The organism is Sphingomonas sp. S1-29, assembly GCF_026167545.1.
In the GTDB taxonomy this organism is placed as follows: domain Bacteria; phylum Pseudomonadota; class Alphaproteobacteria; order Sphingomonadales; family Sphingomonadaceae; genus Sphingomonas.
In genome coordinates this window covers 2,254,080-2,270,306 of record NZ_CP110678.1, presented here as the reverse complement: position 1 = coordinate 2,270,306, position 16,227 = coordinate 2,254,080, and the positions used below count along the sequence as shown (strand labels likewise).

General features: G+C 67.1%; 15 protein-coding genes and 1 tRNA gene. 12 read left to right on the top strand and 4 right to left on the bottom strand.

All coding sequences use genetic code 11. The features are described from left to right. Positions 1–6: 6 nt before the first annotated feature. The 5 genes from OKW76_RS10815 (at position 7) to OKW76_RS10795 (ending at position 4,905) form a co-directional block, all read left to right on the top strand. Complete coding sequence (locus OKW76_RS10815) at positions 7–915, top strand: hypothetical protein (RefSeq protein ID WP_265548901.1); 909 nt, start codon at positions 7–9, stop codon at positions 913–915. Between the two features lie 13 nt (positions 916–928). After that, complete coding sequence (locus OKW76_RS10810) at positions 929–2,116, top strand: acyl-CoA dehydrogenase (protein WP_265548900.1); 1,188 nt, start codon at positions 929–931, stop codon at positions 2,114–2,116. Positions 2,117–2,225: 109 nt separating this feature from the next. Continuing rightward, complete coding sequence (locus tag OKW76_RS10805) at positions 2,226–2,735, top strand: GNAT family N-acetyltransferase (RefSeq protein ID WP_265548899.1); 510 nt, start codon at positions 2,226–2,228, stop codon at positions 2,733–2,735. Further along, a complete protein-coding gene (locus OKW76_RS10800; protein ID WP_265548898.1) occupies positions 2,732–3,850 on the top strand; it encodes a CaiB/BaiF CoA transferase family protein in 1,119 nt (372 codons plus the stop codon). Before OKW76_RS10805 ends, OKW76_RS10800 begins: the two co-directional genes overlap by 4 nt. Positions 3,851–3,978: 128 nt before the next feature. After that, positions 3,979–4,905 (top strand): hypothetical protein, encoded by a 927-nt coding sequence (locus OKW76_RS10795; protein ID WP_265548897.1) that lies wholly within the window; start codon positions 3,979–3,981, stop codon positions 4,903–4,905. 58 nt (positions 4,906–4,963) lie between these two features. Here OKW76_RS10795 and glsA read toward each other — a convergent pair whose 3' ends face one another. The 4 genes from glsA to OKW76_RS10775 form a co-directional block, all read right to left on the bottom strand. Further along, positions 4,964–5,905 carry a glutaminase A gene (gene glsA, locus OKW76_RS10790; RefSeq protein WP_265548896.1) on the bottom strand — a complete coding sequence of 314 codons (942 nt, stop codon included), beginning with the start codon at positions 5,903–5,905 and terminating at the stop codon, positions 4,964–4,966. Between the two features lie 53 nt (positions 5,906–5,958). Further along, positions 5,959–6,762, bottom strand: coding sequence for a DUF72 domain-containing protein (locus OKW76_RS10785; protein WP_265548895.1), 804 nt, complete (start codon positions 6,760–6,762; stop codon positions 5,959–5,961). A 55-nt stretch (positions 6,763–6,817) separates the two neighbouring features. Beyond that, positions 6,818–8,050: an NAD(P)/FAD-dependent oxidoreductase gene (locus OKW76_RS10780; RefSeq protein ID WP_265548894.1), complete on the bottom strand. Its 1,233-nt coding sequence runs from the start codon at positions 8,048–8,050 to the stop codon at positions 6,818–6,820. Between the two features lie 188 nt (positions 8,051–8,238). Continuing rightward, positions 8,239–8,313, bottom strand: a tRNA-Gly gene (locus tag OKW76_RS10775). 190 nt (positions 8,314–8,503) lie between these two features. Between OKW76_RS10775 and OKW76_RS10770 the strand changes: the two genes are divergently transcribed. From OKW76_RS10770 to OKW76_RS10740, 7 genes are all read left to right on the top strand, one after another. Further along, positions 8,504–9,400, top strand: a complete 897-nt coding sequence (locus OKW76_RS10770; protein WP_265552920.1) for a tetratricopeptide repeat protein — start codon at positions 8,504–8,506, stop codon at positions 9,398–9,400. Continuing rightward, positions 9,397–10,005, top strand: a complete 609-nt coding sequence (locus OKW76_RS10765) for an LON peptidase substrate-binding domain-containing protein (RefSeq protein WP_265548893.1) — start codon at positions 9,397–9,399, stop codon at positions 10,003–10,005. Before OKW76_RS10770 ends, OKW76_RS10765 begins: the two co-directional genes overlap by 4 nt. Beyond that, the gene (locus tag OKW76_RS10760) at positions 9,980–10,198 is read left to right on the top strand and encodes a Trm112 family protein (RefSeq protein WP_265548892.1); all 219 of its coding nucleotides are present in this window, start codon (positions 9,980–9,982) and stop codon (positions 10,196–10,198) included. The genes OKW76_RS10765 and OKW76_RS10760 overlap by 26 nt, the downstream gene beginning before the upstream one ends. Before the next feature lie 152 nt (positions 10,199–10,350). After that, the gene (locus tag OKW76_RS10755; RefSeq protein WP_265548891.1) at positions 10,351–11,523 is read left to right on the top strand and encodes an NAD(P)/FAD-dependent oxidoreductase; all 1,173 of its coding nucleotides are present in this window, start codon (positions 10,351–10,353) and stop codon (positions 11,521–11,523) included. A 55-nt stretch (positions 11,524–11,578) separates the two neighbouring features. Further along, positions 11,579–13,312: a DEAD/DEAH box helicase gene (locus OKW76_RS10750; protein ID WP_265548890.1), complete on the top strand. Its 1,734-nt coding sequence runs from the start codon at positions 11,579–11,581 to the stop codon at positions 13,310–13,312. A 234-nt stretch (positions 13,313–13,546) separates the two neighbouring features. Beyond that, positions 13,547–14,707: a lycopene beta-cyclase CrtY gene (gene crtY / locus OKW76_RS10745; protein ID WP_265548889.1), complete on the top strand. Its 1,161-nt coding sequence runs from the start codon at positions 13,547–13,549 to the stop codon at positions 14,705–14,707. Then, positions 14,707–16,185 (top strand): phytoene desaturase, encoded by a 1,479-nt coding sequence (locus OKW76_RS10740; RefSeq protein ID WP_265548888.1) that lies wholly within the window; start codon positions 14,707–14,709, stop codon positions 16,183–16,185. Before crtY ends, OKW76_RS10740 begins: the two co-directional genes overlap by 1 nt. Positions 16,186–16,227: the final 42 nt, after the last annotated feature.

Below are 16,227 nucleotides of genomic sequence, written 5' to 3'. Positions count from 1 at the left end.
CGCGCCATGAACCATGACGAAGTGTCGTTCGACGCGCCGCCCCGCCGGCGCAGTCGCGTGCAATTGGTCGCGTTGATCGGGGTGCTGGCGTTCGTCGCGGGGATCGCCGCGACCTATTGGTATGTCGCGCCGATGCTCGATCGGCTCGGCTATCGCTCGGGCACCGCCGCGCCGCAGCCGATCGTCGTCCAGCCGCAAGTCGTCGCCAACCAGCCCGCGCCGCCGGGCACCGACCTCGCCTCGCTCTACGCGCGCGAGATCACGCTGGCGGGCCGGATCCAGGGCCTCGAAACGCGGCTCGCCAATATCGACAGCGATTCGCGCGTCGCCTCGTCGTTCGCGACGCGTGCCGAGGCGCTGCTCGTCGCCTTCGCCGCGCGCCGTGCGCTCGATCGCGGGCTGCCGCTCGGCTATCTCGAGGGCCAGCTGCGCCAGCGCTTCACCCCGTCCGAACCACGCGCGACCAATTACGTCATCGAAGCCGCCCGATCGCCGGTGACGCTCGAAGACCTGCGGCTCGCGCTCGACACGCTGGCGCCCGAGCTGGTGTCGGGCAGCGACGGCGCGAGCTGGTGGCAGAATTTCCGCCGCGAGATGGGCGGCCTCGTGGTGCTGCGCGAAGACGGCACCCCCAGTGGCCGCCCGACCGACCGGCTGATCCGCGCGCGCCGGATGCTCGATGCCGGCCATGTCGAAGGCGCGCTCGCCGAAATCGGGCGGATGCCCGGTGCGATGCAGGCCAGCAGTTGGATCGAGGCCGCGCGTCGCTATATCAATGCCAGGCGCGCGCTCGACATCATCGAGGCGGCAGCATTGCAGGGCGTAGAACCCCCCGCGCCGGCGCTCGGCGTCATCCCGACGCCGACACCGCCGCCGATGGTCGTGCCCGACGCCACGCCCGCCGAAACCACCTAGGAAGGACGACGCAATGGCCGAAATGGGCAGGTTCGATTGGCAGGACCCCTTCCAGCTCGAAGCACAGCTGACCGACGACGAACGCATGGTGCGCGACACCGCGCATGAATATTCGCGCGAAAAGCTGTTGCCCCGCGTCACCCGCGCTTTTCTCGACGAGCATTTCCACCGCGAGATCATGGACGAGATGGGCCAGCTCGGCTTGCTCGGGCCGACCATCCCCGAAACCTATGGCGGCGCGGGCCTCGGCTATGTCTCCTACGGGCTGGTCGCGCGCGAGGTCGAGGCAGTCGACAGCGGCTATCGCTCCGCGATGAGCGTCCAGTCGAGCCTCGTGATGCACCCGATCAACGCCTATGGGTCGGAGGCGCAGAAGCGCAAATATCTGCCCAAGCTGGCAAGCGGCGAATGGATCGGCTGTTTCGGCCTCACCGAACCCGATGCCGGGTCCGACCCCTCGGGCATGCGCACCCGCGCCGAGGCGATCGACGGCGGCGGCTATCGCCTGACCGGGTCGAAGATGTGGATCACCAATTCGCCGATCGCCGACGTCTTCGTCGTCTGGGCGAAATCGGACGCGCATGGCGGCGGGATCCGCGGCTTCGTCCTCGAAAAGGGGATGAAGGGACTGACCGCGCCCAAGATCGAAGGCAAGTTGAGCCTGCGCGCCTCGATCACCGGCGAGATCGTGATGGACAATGTCGAGGTCGGCGAAGACGCGCTGCTGCCCGACGTCCAGGGGCTGAAGGGGCCATTCGGCTGCCTCAACCGCGCGCGCTACGGCATCGCCTGGGGCACGATGGGCGCCGCCGAATTCTGCCTCGACGCCGCGCGGCAATACACGCTCGACCGCCAGCAATTCGGCCGCCCGCTCGCCGCGACGCAATTGGTGCAGATCAAGCTGGCCGACATGCTCACCGAGATTTCGCTGGGGCTCAACGCCTGCCTTCGCGCAGGCCGGATGTTCGACGCGCACGAGCTTGCCCCCGATGCGATTTCGATCCTCAAGCGCAACAATTGCGGCAAGGCACTCGCCATCGCCCGCGTCGCGCGCGACATGCACGGCGGCAACGGCATCTCCGCCGACTTCCACGTGATGCGCCACGCGATCAACCTCGAGACGGTCAACACCTACGAAGGCACGCACGACGTTCACGGGCTGATCCTCGGCCGCGCAATCACCGGGATCGCCGCGTTCTGACTCTCTTACTCCGTCACCCCAGCGAAAGCTGGGGTCTCCCTCCACCCAGCGCACGCTCGCGGCTCGAGACCCCAGCATTCGCTGGGGTGACGGTAGAGGGGCAACAACCATGAACCTCTCCCCCACCCTCACCGGCCCCAACATCGAGCTGCGCCCCACCACCGCCGCCGATTGGCCCGCGCTCTACGCCGTGGCCGCCGACCCCCAGCTCTGGGCGATCCACCCCGCGCATGATCGCTGGCAGGAACCCGTCTTCCGCGCCTATTTCGACGATGCGCTCGCCCAGCCCGGCGCGCTCACCGTCCGCGAACGCGCGACCGGCCGGGTCATCGGCGCCAGCCGCTTCCGCCCCGCCCCTGCGTATGCCGGCATCGAGATCGGCTGGACCTTCATCGCGCGCGATCATTGGGGCGGCACCACCAATGCCGAGATGAAGCGGCTGATGCTCGACCATTTGTTCGGCTTCGCCCCCCGCGCGGTCTTCATCGTCGGCGAAGGCAATCTGCGCTCGCGCCGCGCGCTCGAAAAGATCGGCGCGCGCGCCACCGGCGAGGTCGAGACGCGCCGCATGGCAGGTGCCGATGTCGTCCACCTGATCTATGCGATCGATCGCGCATGAAGCCGCTCGAAGGCATCCGCGTGATCGAGCTCGCGCGTATCCTCGCCGGCCCCTGGTGTGGCCAGTTGCTCGCCGATCTCGGCGCCGAGGTGATCAAGATCGAGCGCCCCGGCGCGGGCGACGACACCCGCCATTGGGGGCCGCCCTTTCTCCACGCGCCCGACGGCACCAATCTCGACGCCGCCTATTTCCACTCGACCAACCGCGGCAAGACGTCGCGCGCGATCGACATCGCGACGCCTGAGGGCCAGGCCGAGGTCCGCGCGCTGATCGCCGATGCCGATGTCGTGATCGAGAATTACAAGGTCGGCGGGCTGGTCAAATACGGCCTCGACCACGCCAGCTTGAGCGCCATCAACCCGCGCCTCATCACCTGTTCGATCACCGGCTTCGGCCAGACCGGCCCCTATGCGCCGCGCGCGGGCTATGACTTCGTGATCCAGGCGATGGGGGGCTTCATGTCGCTCACCGGCGAGCCCGACGGCCCGCCGCAAAAGGCCGGCATCGCCTATGCCGACATCTTCACCGGGGTCTATTCGGCGGTCGCGATCCTCGCCGCGCTACGCCAGCGCGACATGACCGGCAGGGGCGCGCAGATCGACATGGCGCTGCTCGACACCCAGGTCGCGGTGCTCGCGAACCAGGCGCTCAACTGGATGGCATCGGGCAAGGTGCCGCACCGGATGGGCAATGGCCACGCCAACCTGGCGCCCTATCAGGCGTTCGAGACGCAGGACGATCCGCTGGTGATCGCGGTCGGCAATGATGGCCAGTTCGCCAGGCTGTGCGCGGTCCTCGGCCTCGACATCGCCGCCGACCCACGCTTTGCGACCAACCCCGCGCGCGTCGCGAACCGCGCCGCGCTGATCCCGCTGATCGAATCCGGCACCCGCACCCGGCCACGCGACGAGCTCGCCGCCACGCTCGAAGCCGCCGGCGTCCCCGCCGGCCCGATCAACACGCTCGACCAGATCTTCGCCGACCCACAGGTGGTCGCCCGCGGGATGCGCATCGCCCCGGGCGGCGTGCCCGGCGTTGCGAGCCCGATCGTGATCGACGGCCAGCGCATGGTATCGGCTACCCCCAGCCCGAGGCGCGCGGCCAACGACGCCTGATTACCCGCTAGGTCGCGCCACTTAAGCATAAGGCCTCAATCGCGCTATACTCTGCCAATTCTCTCGCAATACGCGATTAGCCTGAATATCGATTTGCTCAGCCTCTCCGCTTTGGCTAACGAATATTGATGAGGTTCGCGCTCTGGCCTTTGCTGCTATTCGGCTCCGATCAAGTACCATTGACGGCGGCCCCCGAGCTGCTGCGCCCGTGGACGAAGGAGCTGAGAGATCGGCAGCCCGACGACGCCTTTGCGGTCGTCTATCAGGTTGGATCAAATCGCCTGGTTTTTGTTGCGGCGCAGCATGAGAACAGGCGCGACAGCCTGACGTTCCGAATGATTAATGCTGCCTACGCGATAACGACGTTCGACACCGTGATCGCGGAGGGGTTCCCCACATCGTGGGGGCCAAACCCGCCTCGCATTTTTGAGTATGTCACGAAGAACCCCGTGCGAAACGGCTTCACTGAGGGGGGTGAGACCGTACCAACGGCGCTGGGTGCCCGCCAGCAAGGTGCGATGCTCGTCGGCGGCGAAGCAGACGATGCCCAGATCGAGCGGCAAGTGATCGAAGCGGGAGCTTCCGGCGAAGATTTGCTCGGATTTTACACCTTGCGCGCTATCCCGCAGTGGATCGGTGAACGCAAAATCGCCGACGCGGGTGATCCGTCCCTCGCCGCGCTGGTGGAAAAGTCGCTTGATAGCAACCGTGCGGCGCTAGGGCTCCCGGCAGACACCCTTCCTCGCTACTTGGATTGGGCAGCTTGGTATGAAGCAAAAAACGGCAAGCCGATTGGCGCTGATTTTGTCACCGAGGAGGTTGGTCCTCTGTCAGACGGCGATTACAAAACAAATAGAATTGCAGTTTTGGTGGCGCGGGCGCGGGACGCATACTTGCATAACTTGATCATCAGTCACTTGAATAAGCAAGAAAACGTGTTGGTAGTATTTGGCGGCAGCCACCTTATGATTCATCGCCCGGCCCTTGATCGGGTGCTTGGACATCCTTGTTTTGCTGGCACGGACCTGCGTGAAGCGAATTCTTTGTGCCACTAGGGTCCAAGCGGCGTTTCGGTCACTCCGCGCTATTTCAGATATAGCACCCGGTCGCCCCCTACCCGATCGGCGGCCCGAACACCGACCATCCCGTCCGATACGCCAGCATCTCGAGCCCGCGCACCCCCAGCATCGAATTGCCATGCTGATCGAGGTTCGGCGACCACACCGCGACCGATGCGATCTCGGGCACCACCGCCAGTATCCCGCCGCCGACCCCGCTCTTGGCGGGCAGGCCGACGCGCAGCGCGAAGTCGCCCGATCCGTCATAATGGCCGCAGGTCATCATCAGCGCGAGCACCTTGCGCATCCGCTGTGCCTTGGCGTCGGCCTTCTCGTCGTCGGGCGAGCGACGGGTATGCGCCAGGAACCGCCCCGCGCGCGCCAGCCCCGCGCAATCAATCATGAACGCGCATTGCTTCACATAGGCTTCCATCACCTCGTCGATCGGCGAGTGGAAATTGCCGTGATGCCGCATGAAGCTCATGATCGCGCGGTTGAGGTCGCCACCCTCATGCTCCGATGCCATCACCTCGTCATTGAGTTCGACGCTATCGAGCCCCGCCTGGCGACGCACGAATTCGACGACGGCTTCGGACTGTTTCTTGGCCGAAAGCTCCTCGACCAGGATATCGACCACCGCCAGCGCGCCCGCGTTGACGAACGGATTGCGCGGCAGCCCCGAGGTCTTTTCGAGATCGATGATCGAATTGAACGGATCGCCCGAAGGTTCGCGCCCGACGCGCTCGAACACCTTGTCGCCCAGCGCGCACAGCGCCAGTTCGAGCGCGAACACCTTCGAGATGCTCTGCAGCGGGAACTGGGTCGCGGCCTCGCCCGCCGACACGACCTCGCCGTCGATCGTCGCCACTGCGATGCCGAACCCGCCCGGTGCCTCGCCTTCTACCTTGGCATCGGCGGCGCTTTCGATCTCGGCGGCCTTGTCGGCGATTTCCTCGGCGATTTCGGTTACGATCTGCTGCAGCCTAAGGATCTTCATTCTCCTGCTATTCGAAGCCGCGACAACCGGCGAGCCTGCCAAAGGGTCCGCGGTTAACCGTCGAGCCGCTCGAGCAATGCCATCGCCGCGGCGGGGGCGCGTTCCTTGGCGCCGTTGATCATGAAGACGAAGGTGTCGCGCGGCTGCTTCGGCGCCGCCACGTCGCTCGCATAAGGCAACCCCTCGGGCTGTCCGCCCGCCGCCCATTCGCGCGCCACCTCGGCCCAGCGATCGAGTGCGCTCGGCGCATAGCCCGCAACGAACCGTTCCTCGGCATTTTCGAGCCGCGCATAGACGAAATCGCCGGTCACATCGGCGATCGCCGGATACTCCGCCGAATCGGCATAGACGATCGCCACCCCCGCCGCGCGCGCCATCGCGACGAATTCGGCGACGTGGAAGCTCTCGTGCCGCACCTGCACCGCATGGCGCAGCGCCACCCCGTCGTGCGCGGCGGGCAGCAGCTTGAGGAACGCGCCAAAATCATCGGCATCGAACTTCTTGGTCGCCATGAACTGCCACAGGATCGGCCCCAGTCGGCCGCCTAGCTCGGTCAGCCCCTGCCCCAGAAATTTGCCGATCGATTCGCCCGCCTCGGCCAACACCTTTCGGTTGGTGGTGTAGCGCGACGCCTTCACCGCAAAGACGAAGCCGTCGGGCACCGCCTTGGCCCAGCCCGCGAACGACACCGGCTTGAAGCTCGAATAATAGGTGCCGTTGATCTCGATCGCGGTCAGCTTCGACGCGGCATATTCGAGCTCGCGTTTCTGGACGAGCCCCTCGGGATAGAACACCCCGCCGCGCCAGGGTTCATAGGTCCAGCCGCCGATGCCGGCGCGAATCAGGGCGTTGGTCATGGCGCAGGATTAGCACGGCATACGGGCGAAACGACCCGAAGATTGCGCCCGAAGCTTACGCGGCGAGCGACTTGAGCGGCACCGCGGCATCGGCGAGTTGCTCGCGCGGCGGACGCGCCTGCTCGACCACCAATTTGCGCCCCTGGACATAATCGCGCACCGCATTGACGCAATCGAGCGCGATCACCCGGCCTTCGCGCAGATACACGACCGAAAAGCTGCGGCTCGCGGGATCGCCGCGAAGGATCGCTTCGTCATGCCCCGCCGAGATGCCGACGGTCTGTAATTTCAGGTCATATTGGTTCGACCAGAACCACGGCACCGAATCATAGGCGGCGGGGATGCCCAAAATGGTCCGCGCGACCACCGTCGCCTGGTCGTTGGCGTTCTGCACCGATTCGAGCCGCACCTCGCCGCCGGCAAAGCCGTTGGGATGCAGCGCGCAATCGCCGAGCGCGAAGATGTCGGACAGCGAGGTCCGCCCTTGCGAATCGATCGCCACGCCATTGCCGCCCGCCGCGCCCGCCGCCAGCAGCGGCTCGACCGCGGGGACGATGCCGATGCCCACCACCACCAGATCGGCGGGCAGCACCTCGCCATCGGCTAGCCGCACCCCGGTGACGCGGTCCTCGCCGAGGATGCGGTCGACCGCGCTGCCCAGCCGGATGTCGACGCCATGCGCACGATGCTCGGCCTCGAAGAATCGCGACAGCGGCTCGCCCGCCACCCGCGCCAGCACGCGACCCAGCGCCTCGACCAGCACCACCTGCTTGCCCGCCTTGGCGAGCACCGCCGCCGCCTCGAGCCCGATATAGCCACCCCCGACGACAACCGCGCGCGCGACGTGCGGTAGCTCGGCCATCATCCGATCGGCATCGGCGCGCGTGCGGACGGTGTGCACGCCCGCCAGGTCGCCGCCCGCGCAGCTCAACCGCCGCGGCGCGCCGCCGGTCGCCCAGATCAGCTGGCGATAGCCGATCGTCTCGCCCGCCTGCGTCGTCAGCCGGTGCGCCGCGGCATCGACCGCAACGACCCGAGTCGACAAGCGAAACGCGATGTCGCGCTCGGCCCAGAACGCCGCCGGGCGAATCAGCAACCGCTCGAACGCGCGCTCGCCGCTCAGATAGTCCTTCGATAAGGGCGGGCGCTCATAGGGAAGCTCGGCCTCGTCGCCGACCATCAGGATCGATCCCGCGAACCCGCCCTGCCGCAGCGCGATCGCGCACGCCGCCCCACCATGCCCGGTCCCCACGATCACAATGTCCGCCGCGTCGCCTTCGAGTCGCATCGATCCTCCTGAACGGAGCGACGTCTAAAGGCGCGAAGACCGCAGCGATAGGGAGGGGCGAACCATTTTCCTCCCCCGCCAGGGGGAGGATTGGAAGAAGAAGCATTTCCCGAAAAACCCGCACGCCCCGGCGGCCACCGTCATCCCGACGGTCGGCAGCAACCCTATCGATGTATCGATCAAGTCGCTGGAGCGGGCGAAGGGATTCGAACCCTCGACCCCAACCTTGGCAAGGTTGTGCTCTACCCCTGAGCTACGCCCGCTCTGGCGCTTCGACCCGACAGCGGCGTCGCCACGTGTCTGGTCAAGGCGGCGGCCACTAGCATCACATTTCAAATGCGGCAACCCCCCGGCTGCGGCTTTTCGACGGGGGTTGGCCTGCCGCTGCAAAACGCCCACATGAGAGGTCGCCCCGAAACATCCGCAAGGAAGCCCGACTTGGCCACGCTTGGAATGACCGCCGCCGACAAGGAAGCCGTCGAAACCTTCCGCCGCGACGTCGTCGAACCCTCGATGAACGCGCTGGTGATCGTCTATTTCACCGCATCCTGGTGCGGGCCGTGCAAGGCGCTCGGCCCGGTGATCGACAAGGTGTCGACCGCCTATGCCGACAAGGGCGTGGTGCTCGCCAAGCTCGACATCGACGAGAACAAGTTCATCGCCGCGCAATTCCAGGTGCGATCGGTGCCCACCGTCTATGCGATGTTCCAGGGCCAGCCGATCGCCGACCTGACCCCGGCGCGCACCGAATCGCAGCTGAAGGCGATGCTCGACCAGCTGCTCGCGCAATTGCCGATCCAGAGCGAGGGGGCCGACCAGGCAGCCGAACTCGAGCCGCTGATCGCGATGGGCGAGGAAGCGCTGGCGGCAGGCGACGCCGACCGCGCGCTGTCGCTGTTCGACCAATTGGCGCAGATGGTCCCCGATCATCCCGCGGTCGCATCGGGCCAGGTCCGCGCGCTGGTCGCCGCGGGCCGCCATGACGAGGCCGAGGCGGCAATCGCCGCGCTGCCCGAAGAAGCCGCCAAGGCGCCTGCGATCGCGCGCGCCAGATCGGCGCTGGCGCTGGCGCGCGAGGCGACCCCGGTCGACGATCTTTCGGGGCTCGCGGCGCAGGTCGCGGCGAATCCCGACGATCACGCGCTGCGCTACGAACTGGCGGGCGGACAGATGGCGGCGGGCGAGCGCGACGCCGCCGCCGATCACCTGCTCCACATCGTCGCCGCCGATCGCGAATGGAACGACGGCGCCGCGCGCCAGCGGCTGCTCAAATTGTTCGAGGTCGTCGGGCTCGAGGACCCCTGGGTCTCGTCGCAGCGCCGCCGCCTGTCGGCGATCCTGTTCGGATGAGCAACCGCCTGTCGGTCTTCCCGCTCGGCGGGGCGCTGCTGTTTCCGCGGATGCATCTGCCGCTGCACATCTTCGAGCCGCGCTATCGCGCGATGATCAGCGATTCGCTCGCGCGCGACCGGCGGATCGGCATGGTCCAGCCGCGCGGCCCCGGCGATCCGCCGCCCTTGTTCGAGGTCGGCTGCGTCGGCCGGATCATCGATGTCGAAGCGCTCGAGGATGGGCGCTACGACGTGGTGCTCGAAGGCGTTGCTCGCTTCCGAATCATCCGCGAACTCGACGTTACCACCGCGTTCCGCCAGGTCGAGGCCGAGATCGAAACCGCGCGCGAGGGCGAGACGCTGTCGCTGGGCAGTCGCGCCTCGATCGAGATGGAGGCACGGCGATTCGCCGAGGTCCAGGGCTATGCGGTCGATTGGGAAGCGGTGAGCCGCCTCGACGACGAAAGCCTGGTCAACGGCATCGCCCAGATCGCGCCCTTCGACGTCGCCTCGAAACAGGCGTTGCTCGAAAGCGACCGATTGGACGACCGCGCCGAGTTGATCGTCCAGCTGATGCAATTCTTCGGCCGCGCCGGCGATGACGGTGCGGGCACGCTCCAGTGAGCTTCGGCCAGTGAGCTTGGACCCGTGGCTGCTGTCGGTGCTGGTATGCCCCGCGACGCGTACCCCGCTGCGCTATGACGAGGCGGCGGGGGAGTTGGTGTCCGAGGCGGCGGGACTAGCCTATCCGATCCGCGACGGCGTCCCGGTGATGCTCGTCGAAGCAGCGCGGGTGATCGCGCCGGCAAACCTATAAAACCCCGTTCGTTTCGAGCGAAGTCGAGAAACCGGGCACACGCTGTCCTAGGGGTTTCTCGACTACGCTCGAAACGAACGGAATGAAGGTACGCCCAAAGCAGCAAGCGGCAGCAATTCGCCAACCCCGCCGATTTCCGCTACCCGCCCCCCATGCCCTCCCATGACGCGATCATCCTCGGTGCCGGTGCCGCCGGCCTCATGTGCGCTGCCGTCGCCGGCCAGCGCGGCAAGCGCGTGCTGCTGGTCGATCACGCCGATCGCCCGGGCAAGAAAATCCTGATCTCGGGCGGTGGGCGCTGCAATTTCACCAATCTGCACACCGCGCCCGACCGCTTCCTGTCGGCCAACCCGCATTTCGCCAAGTCGGCGCTCGCGCGCTACGGCCCGCAGGATTTCCTTGGGCTGGTCGAGCGCCACGGCATCGGCTGGCATGAAAAGACGCTCGGCCAGCTCTTTTGCGATGGCTCGGCCAAGGCGATCGTCGAGATGCTGCTCGGCGAATGCGAGCGCGGCGGTGTCGCGCTGCACCTCGGCCATGCGGCGAGCGCGATCGACCATGCCGATGGCCGCTTCCGCGTGACGCTCGACGGCGTAGTCTACGACGCGCCCGCTTTGGTGATCGCCACCGGCGGGCCCTCGATCCCCAAGATGGGCGCGACCGGCTTCGCCTATGACCTCGCGCGCCGCTTCGGCCTCAAGGTCGTCGAGCCGCGCCCCGCCTTGGTCCCGCTGACGCTCGGCGGCGACGACGTGCTGTTCCGCGAACTCTCGGGCGTCGCCGCCGATGTCGTCGCGCGCACCGGCAAGACCGCGTTTCGCGAGGCGGCGCTATTCACCCATCGCGGCCTCTCCGGCCCCGCGATCCTGCAGATTTCGTCCTATTGGAAGCATGGCACCCCCGTCGGCATCGATTTCCTCCCCGGCCGCGCGCAGGGTTGGCTGCGCGAGGCCAAGCGCGCGCAACCGCGATCGACGCTTAGGCGGCAACTCGCCGAAGCCTTGCCCGAACGACTCGCGGTGACGCTCGCCGAACGCCTCGGCCATGCAGCCGAACTGTCGGCGCTCACCGACCGCCGCCTCGAAGAGGCCGAACGCGCGCTTTCGGCCTGGTCCTTCACCCCCAACGGCACCGAAGGCTATGCCAAGGCCGAGGTCACCGCGGGCGGAATCGCCACCGCCGAGCTGTCATCGCAAACAATGCAAGCCAAACGCGTCCAAGGTCTGTATGGGGTCGGTGAGGCCGTGGACGTCACCGGGTGGCTGGGCGGCTATAATTTTCAGTGGGCATGGGCCAGCGGCGTCGCTGCCGGCCAATCCCTCTGAGCCCCCAAACCATGGCTTGACGGGTGCATGATGCGCCCCAACATTCGGACATTGCATGACTTTCCAGAACATTCCGCCGCTTCTTGGTGAAGCGCTCGCAGCGCGTGGCTATACCGCGCTGACCCCCGTCCAGGCTTCGGTGATCGAGCCCGAAGCGCTCGGCCGCGACATGGTCGTCTCGGCGCAGACCGGCTCGGGCAAGACCGTCGCCTTCGGCCTCGCCATGGCCGACCAGCTGATGGAAGAGGGCCAATTGCCCCAGCCGCGCGCCCCATTGGCGCTGATCATCGCGCCGACCCGCGAGCTCGCGCTCCAGGTCAGCCGCGAGCTCGAATGGCTGTTCGCCGGCGCACATGCGCGGATCGCCACCTGCGTCGGCGGCATGGACGCATCGAAAGAGCGCCGCATGCTCAGCCACGGCACGCATATCGTCGTCGGCACCCCCGGCCGGTTGCGCGACCATCTCGAACGCGGCGCGCTCGACCTGTCGGCGCTTCGCGTCGCGGTGCTCGACGAAGCCGATGAGATGCTCGACATGGGCTTTCGCGAAGACCTCGAAGAGATTCTCGACGCCACCCCCAATGAGCGCCGCACATTGCTGTTCTCGGCGACGATGCCCAAGCCGATCGTCGCGCTCGCCAAGCGCTACCAGCGCGACGCGCTGCGCATCTCGACCGTCGGCGAGGATCGCGGTCATGGCGACATCGTCTATCAGGCGGTCGCGGTCGCGCCTGCCGATATCGAAGCGGTGGTGGTGAACCTGCTGCGGCTGCACGAGGCCGAAACCGCGATGCTGTTCTGCGCCACCCGCGACGCGGTGCGCCGGCTCCATGCCAGCCTGGTCGAGCGCGGCTTCGCGGCGGTCGCGCTGTCGGGCGAGCATAGCCAGAACGAGCGCAACCACGCGCTGCAGGCGCTGCGCGACCAGCGCGCGCGCGTCTGCGTCGCCACCGACGTCGCCGCGCGCGGCATCGATCTGCCCACGCTCAGCCTGGTCGTCCATGTCGAGCTGCCGCGCGATGCCGAAACGCTCCAGCATCGCTCGGGCCGCACCGGGCGCGCCGGGCGCAAGGGCACCGCGATCCTGATCGTCCCCTATCCGCGCCGCAAGCGCGTCGAGGGCGTATTGCGCGGTGCCAAGATCAACGCCGAATGGATCGAAGCGCCGACGCTCGAGGACATTCAGAAGCAGGACCGCGAACGCCTGTTGGTCGCGCTGACCGGTCCGATCGAGATCGACGAAGAGGATCGCGCATTGGGCGCACGGCTGCTCGAGCAATCGACGCCCGAGGACATCGCCGCACGGCTGGTGCGCGCGCATCGCGCGACGATGCCGCGGCCCGAGGAAATGCTCGACCAGAGCCAGGGCGGATCGAACGACCGCCAGGAGCGCGATCGCGGCCCCCGCGCCGGGTTTGAGGATACCGTCTGGTATCGCATGGACATCGGCCGCCGCCAGAACGCCGATCCGCGCTGGCTGCTGCCCTTGCTGTGCCGCCGCGGCCACATCACCAAGAACGAAGTCGGCGCGATCCGCATCGCCGATAACGAGACGCTGTTCGAAATTCCGCGCGCGATCGCGCAGAAGTTCAACGTCGCGGTCCAGCGCAGCGAGGCCGAGGATTCGAGCGGCATCGGCATCCAGGCGATCGACGGCCCGCCCTCGCCCGGCGGCCGCGAACGCGGCGGCCCCCCGCGCAACCGCCTGAGCGCGCGCCCGGTGACGCGCCACAAGGCAACCCCGCATCGCGGCAGCGGCGGCGGTGGCGGCCGCCCGCCGCGCGGGTAACCTAACGCCCCGAAGGAAGAGGGTAGGCGCCAACCTTCTCCCCTCCCTGAAAGGGAGGGGTTGGGGGTGGGTAGGCCAGTTGCCGGGCGCGCCGTTCGCCAACGAGCCGACCCACCCCCGGCCCCTCCCTTGACCAGGGAGGGGAGCAGAAGGAGGGAGGGGAGCTTTCCCCACCCCACCCCCACCACCTTTCGTCCCCTTTCGCCCCGCCACGATCCCGGCTAGGCCTAGTCCATGTCGTCGATCATCCGCTGCAACGTCGCCATTGTCGGGGCAGGTCTGGCTGGCGGCCTCATCGCGCTGGCGCTGCGCGAGCTGCGCCCGGGCTGCGACGTCCGGCTGATCGACGCCGCCGGCGTCATCGGCGGCAACCATGTCTGGTCGTTCTTCGCCTCCGACGTCGCCCCCGAGCACCGCTGGATCCTCAGCCCGCTGATCACCTATGGCTGGGACAGCTACGACATCGCCTTCCCCGCGCATGGCCGAACGATCCGCGAACCCTATTTCAGCATCGAGTCCGACCGGCTCGACAAGGTCGTGCGCGAAAAACTGCCGCCGCAGGCGCTGATGCTTCGCCGCAAGGTGGCCGAGGTCACCCCCACCGCCGTCGTGCTCGCCGATGGCGACCGGGTCGAGGCCGATGGCGTCATCGATTGCCGCGGCGCAGGCGACCTGTCGCACCTCGACATGGGCTGGCAGAAATTCGTCGGCGAGGAGCTCGAGCTCGCCGCCCCGCACGAAGCCCCGCGCCCGATGGTGATGGACGCGACGGTCGAGCAGGTCGACGGCTATCGCTTCGTCTATTGCCTGCCCTTCGGCCCCAAAAGGATGTTCGTCGAGGACACCTATTACAGCGACACCCCCGAGATCGCGGTGACCGACAACAAATCGCGAATCGCCGAATACGCCGCCGCGCGCGGCTGGCAGGTCGAGCGGATCGTCCGCCAGGAAAGCGGCGCCTTGCCGGTGGCGTTCGGCGGCGATTTCACAGGCTATTGGAATTCGGGCGGCAAGCAGGTGGCCAAGGCCGGCATGCGCGCTGGCCAATTCCACCCGCTCACCGGCTATTCGCTGCCCGATGCGGTCCGCACCGCCGCCGCCGTCGCGCGGCTGACCGATTATTCGGGCGCCGCGCTCCACGAAGCGCTGCACGGCATGGCCGCCTCGACCTGGGGCAGCCGCCGCTTCTACCGAATGCTCTCGGCGATGCTGTTCAAGGCCGCCGAACCCGAGGAACGCTATCGCGTCCTCGAACGCTTTTACCGCCTCGACGCGCGGCTGGTCAGCCGCTTCTATGCGGGCCATTCCACGGCATTCGACAAGCTGAGGGTATTAACCGGCAAGCCGCCGGTGCCCATCGGCCGCGCGATCGCCGCCATCCGGGAGACGAATTAGTGAAGACCGCAGCGGTGATCGGCGCAGGCTTTGGTGGCCTCGCTCTCGCCATCCGCCTCCAGGCGGCCGGCGTCCAGACGACGATTTTCGAAGGCCGCGACAAGCCCGGCGGCCGCGCTTATTATTGGGAGAAAGACGGCTTCGTCTTCGATGGCGGCCCCACCGTCATCACCGCCCCCGAAGCATTGCAGGAGCTGTGGGCGCTGTCGGGCCACGACATGGCCGACGATGTCACGCTCGCGCCGGTGCTGCCCTTCTATCGGCTCAACTGGGTCGACGGCACGAATTTCGATTACACCAACGACGATGCGGTGTTGAAGGCCGAGATCGCCAAGCTCGATCCCGCCGACATCGCGGGCTATGCCAAGTTCCTCGAATATTCGGCCGGCGTGTATGAGGAGGGCTATCTCAAGCTCGGCTCGACCGCGTTCCTCGACTTCGGCTCGATGCTCAAGGCCGCGCCCGCGCTCGCCAAATACCAGGCCTGGCGCTCGGTCTATTCGATCGTTTCGGGCTTCGTGAAGAACGAGAAACTCCGCCAGGCGCTGTCGTTCCACACCTTGCTCGTCGGCGGCGATCCGATGAAGACGTCGAGCATCTACGCGTTGATCCACAAGCTCGAGCGCGACGGCGGCGTCTGGTTCGCGATGGGCGGCACCAACAAGCTCGTCGCCGGCATGGTCCGCCATTTCGAACGGCTCGGCGGCGAAGTGCGCCTCGACGATCCGGTCGCCGCGATCGAAACGCTCGGCGACCGCGTCACCGGCGTGACGACGCAAAAGGGCTATCATCTCGACGTCGATGCCTGCGCGTCGAACGGCGACATCGTCCACAGCTATCGCGAACTGCTCAAGGGCTCGCGCAGCGCGCAGCGCACCGCGCAGAAGCTCGAGAAGAAGAAGTACTCGCCGTCGCTGTTCGTCGTCCATTTCGGCATCAAGGGCACCTGGCCCGGCATCCCGCACCACATGATCCTGTTCGGCCCGCGCTATAAGGAGCTGCTGGCCGACATCTACGATCACGGCGTGCTGTCGGAGGATTTCTCGCTCTATCTGCACCACCCGACCGTCACCGATCCGTCGATGGCGCCCGAGGGGCATTCGACCTTCTACGCGCTCGCCCCCGTCCCCCACCGCGGCAAATTCCCCGCCGACTGGGACGAGATCGCGCCGATCCTCGAAAAGCGCATCCTCGACGAGGTCGGCCGCCGGCTGATCCCCGACATCCACGAACGGATCGTCACCAAGTTCAGCTACACGCCCAAGGACTTCAGCGACGATCTCAACGCGCACCAGGGCAGCGCCTTCTCGCTCGAACCGTTGCTGACCCAGAGCGCCTATTTCCGCGCGCACAACCGCGACGACAATATCCCCAACATGTATTTCGTCGGCGCGGGCACGCATCCGGGCGCGGGCATCCCGGGGGTAGTGGGTAGCGCGAAGGCCACCGCCAAGCTGATGCTGGAGAGCGGACGATGACGTTAACGCAACGCGCCTCCCCTCCCTGGAAGGGAGGGGCCG

Bases quoted from the DNA above. Each gene is read 5' to 3' on its own strand.
- OKW76_RS10755 (WP_265548891.1), top strand. From the start codon at position 10,351: ATGCCCTCCCATGACGCGATCATCCTCGGTGCCGGTGCCGCCGGCCTC.
- OKW76_RS10765 (WP_265548893.1), top strand. From the start codon at position 9,397: ATGAGCAACCGCCTGTCGGTCTTCCCGCTCGGCGGGGCGCTGCTGTTT.
- OKW76_RS10750 (WP_265548890.1), top strand. From the start codon at position 11,579: ATGACTTTCCAGAACATTCCGCCGCTTCTTGGTGAAGCGCTCGCAGCG.
- OKW76_RS10780 (WP_265548894.1), bottom strand. From the start codon at position 8,050: ATGCGACTCGAAGGCGACGCGGCGGACATTGTGATCGTGGGGACCGGG.
- crtY (WP_265548889.1), top strand. From the start codon at position 13,547: ATGTCGTCGATCATCCGCTGCAACGTCGCCATTGTCGGGGCAGGTCTG.
- OKW76_RS10770 (WP_265552920.1), top strand. From the start codon at position 8,504: ATGACCGCCGCCGACAAGGAAGCCGTCGAAACCTTCCGCCGCGACGTC.
- OKW76_RS10785 (WP_265548895.1), bottom strand. From the start codon at position 6,762: ATGACCAACGCCCTGATTCGCGCCGGCATCGGCGGCTGGACCTATGAA.
- OKW76_RS10795 (WP_265548897.1), top strand. From the start codon at position 3,979: ATGAGGTTCGCGCTCTGGCCTTTGCTGCTATTCGGCTCCGATCAAGTA.
- glsA (WP_265548896.1), bottom strand. From the start codon at position 5,905: ATGAAGATCCTTAGGCTGCAGCAGATCGTAACCGAAATCGCCGAGGAA.
- OKW76_RS10800 (WP_265548898.1), top strand. From the start codon at position 2,732: ATGAAGCCGCTCGAAGGCATCCGCGTGATCGAGCTCGCGCGTATCCTC.
- OKW76_RS10815 (WP_265548901.1), top strand. From the start codon at position 7: ATGAACCATGACGAAGTGTCGTTCGACGCGCCGCCCCGCCGGCGCAGT.
- OKW76_RS10805 (WP_265548899.1), top strand. From the start codon at position 2,226: ATGAACCTCTCCCCCACCCTCACCGGCCCCAACATCGAGCTGCGCCCC.
- OKW76_RS10810 (WP_265548900.1), top strand. From the start codon at position 929: ATGGCCGAAATGGGCAGGTTCGATTGGCAGGACCCCTTCCAGCTCGAA.
- OKW76_RS10760 (WP_265548892.1), top strand. From the start codon at position 9,980: ATGACGGTGCGGGCACGCTCCAGTGAGCTTCGGCCAGTGAGCTTGGAC.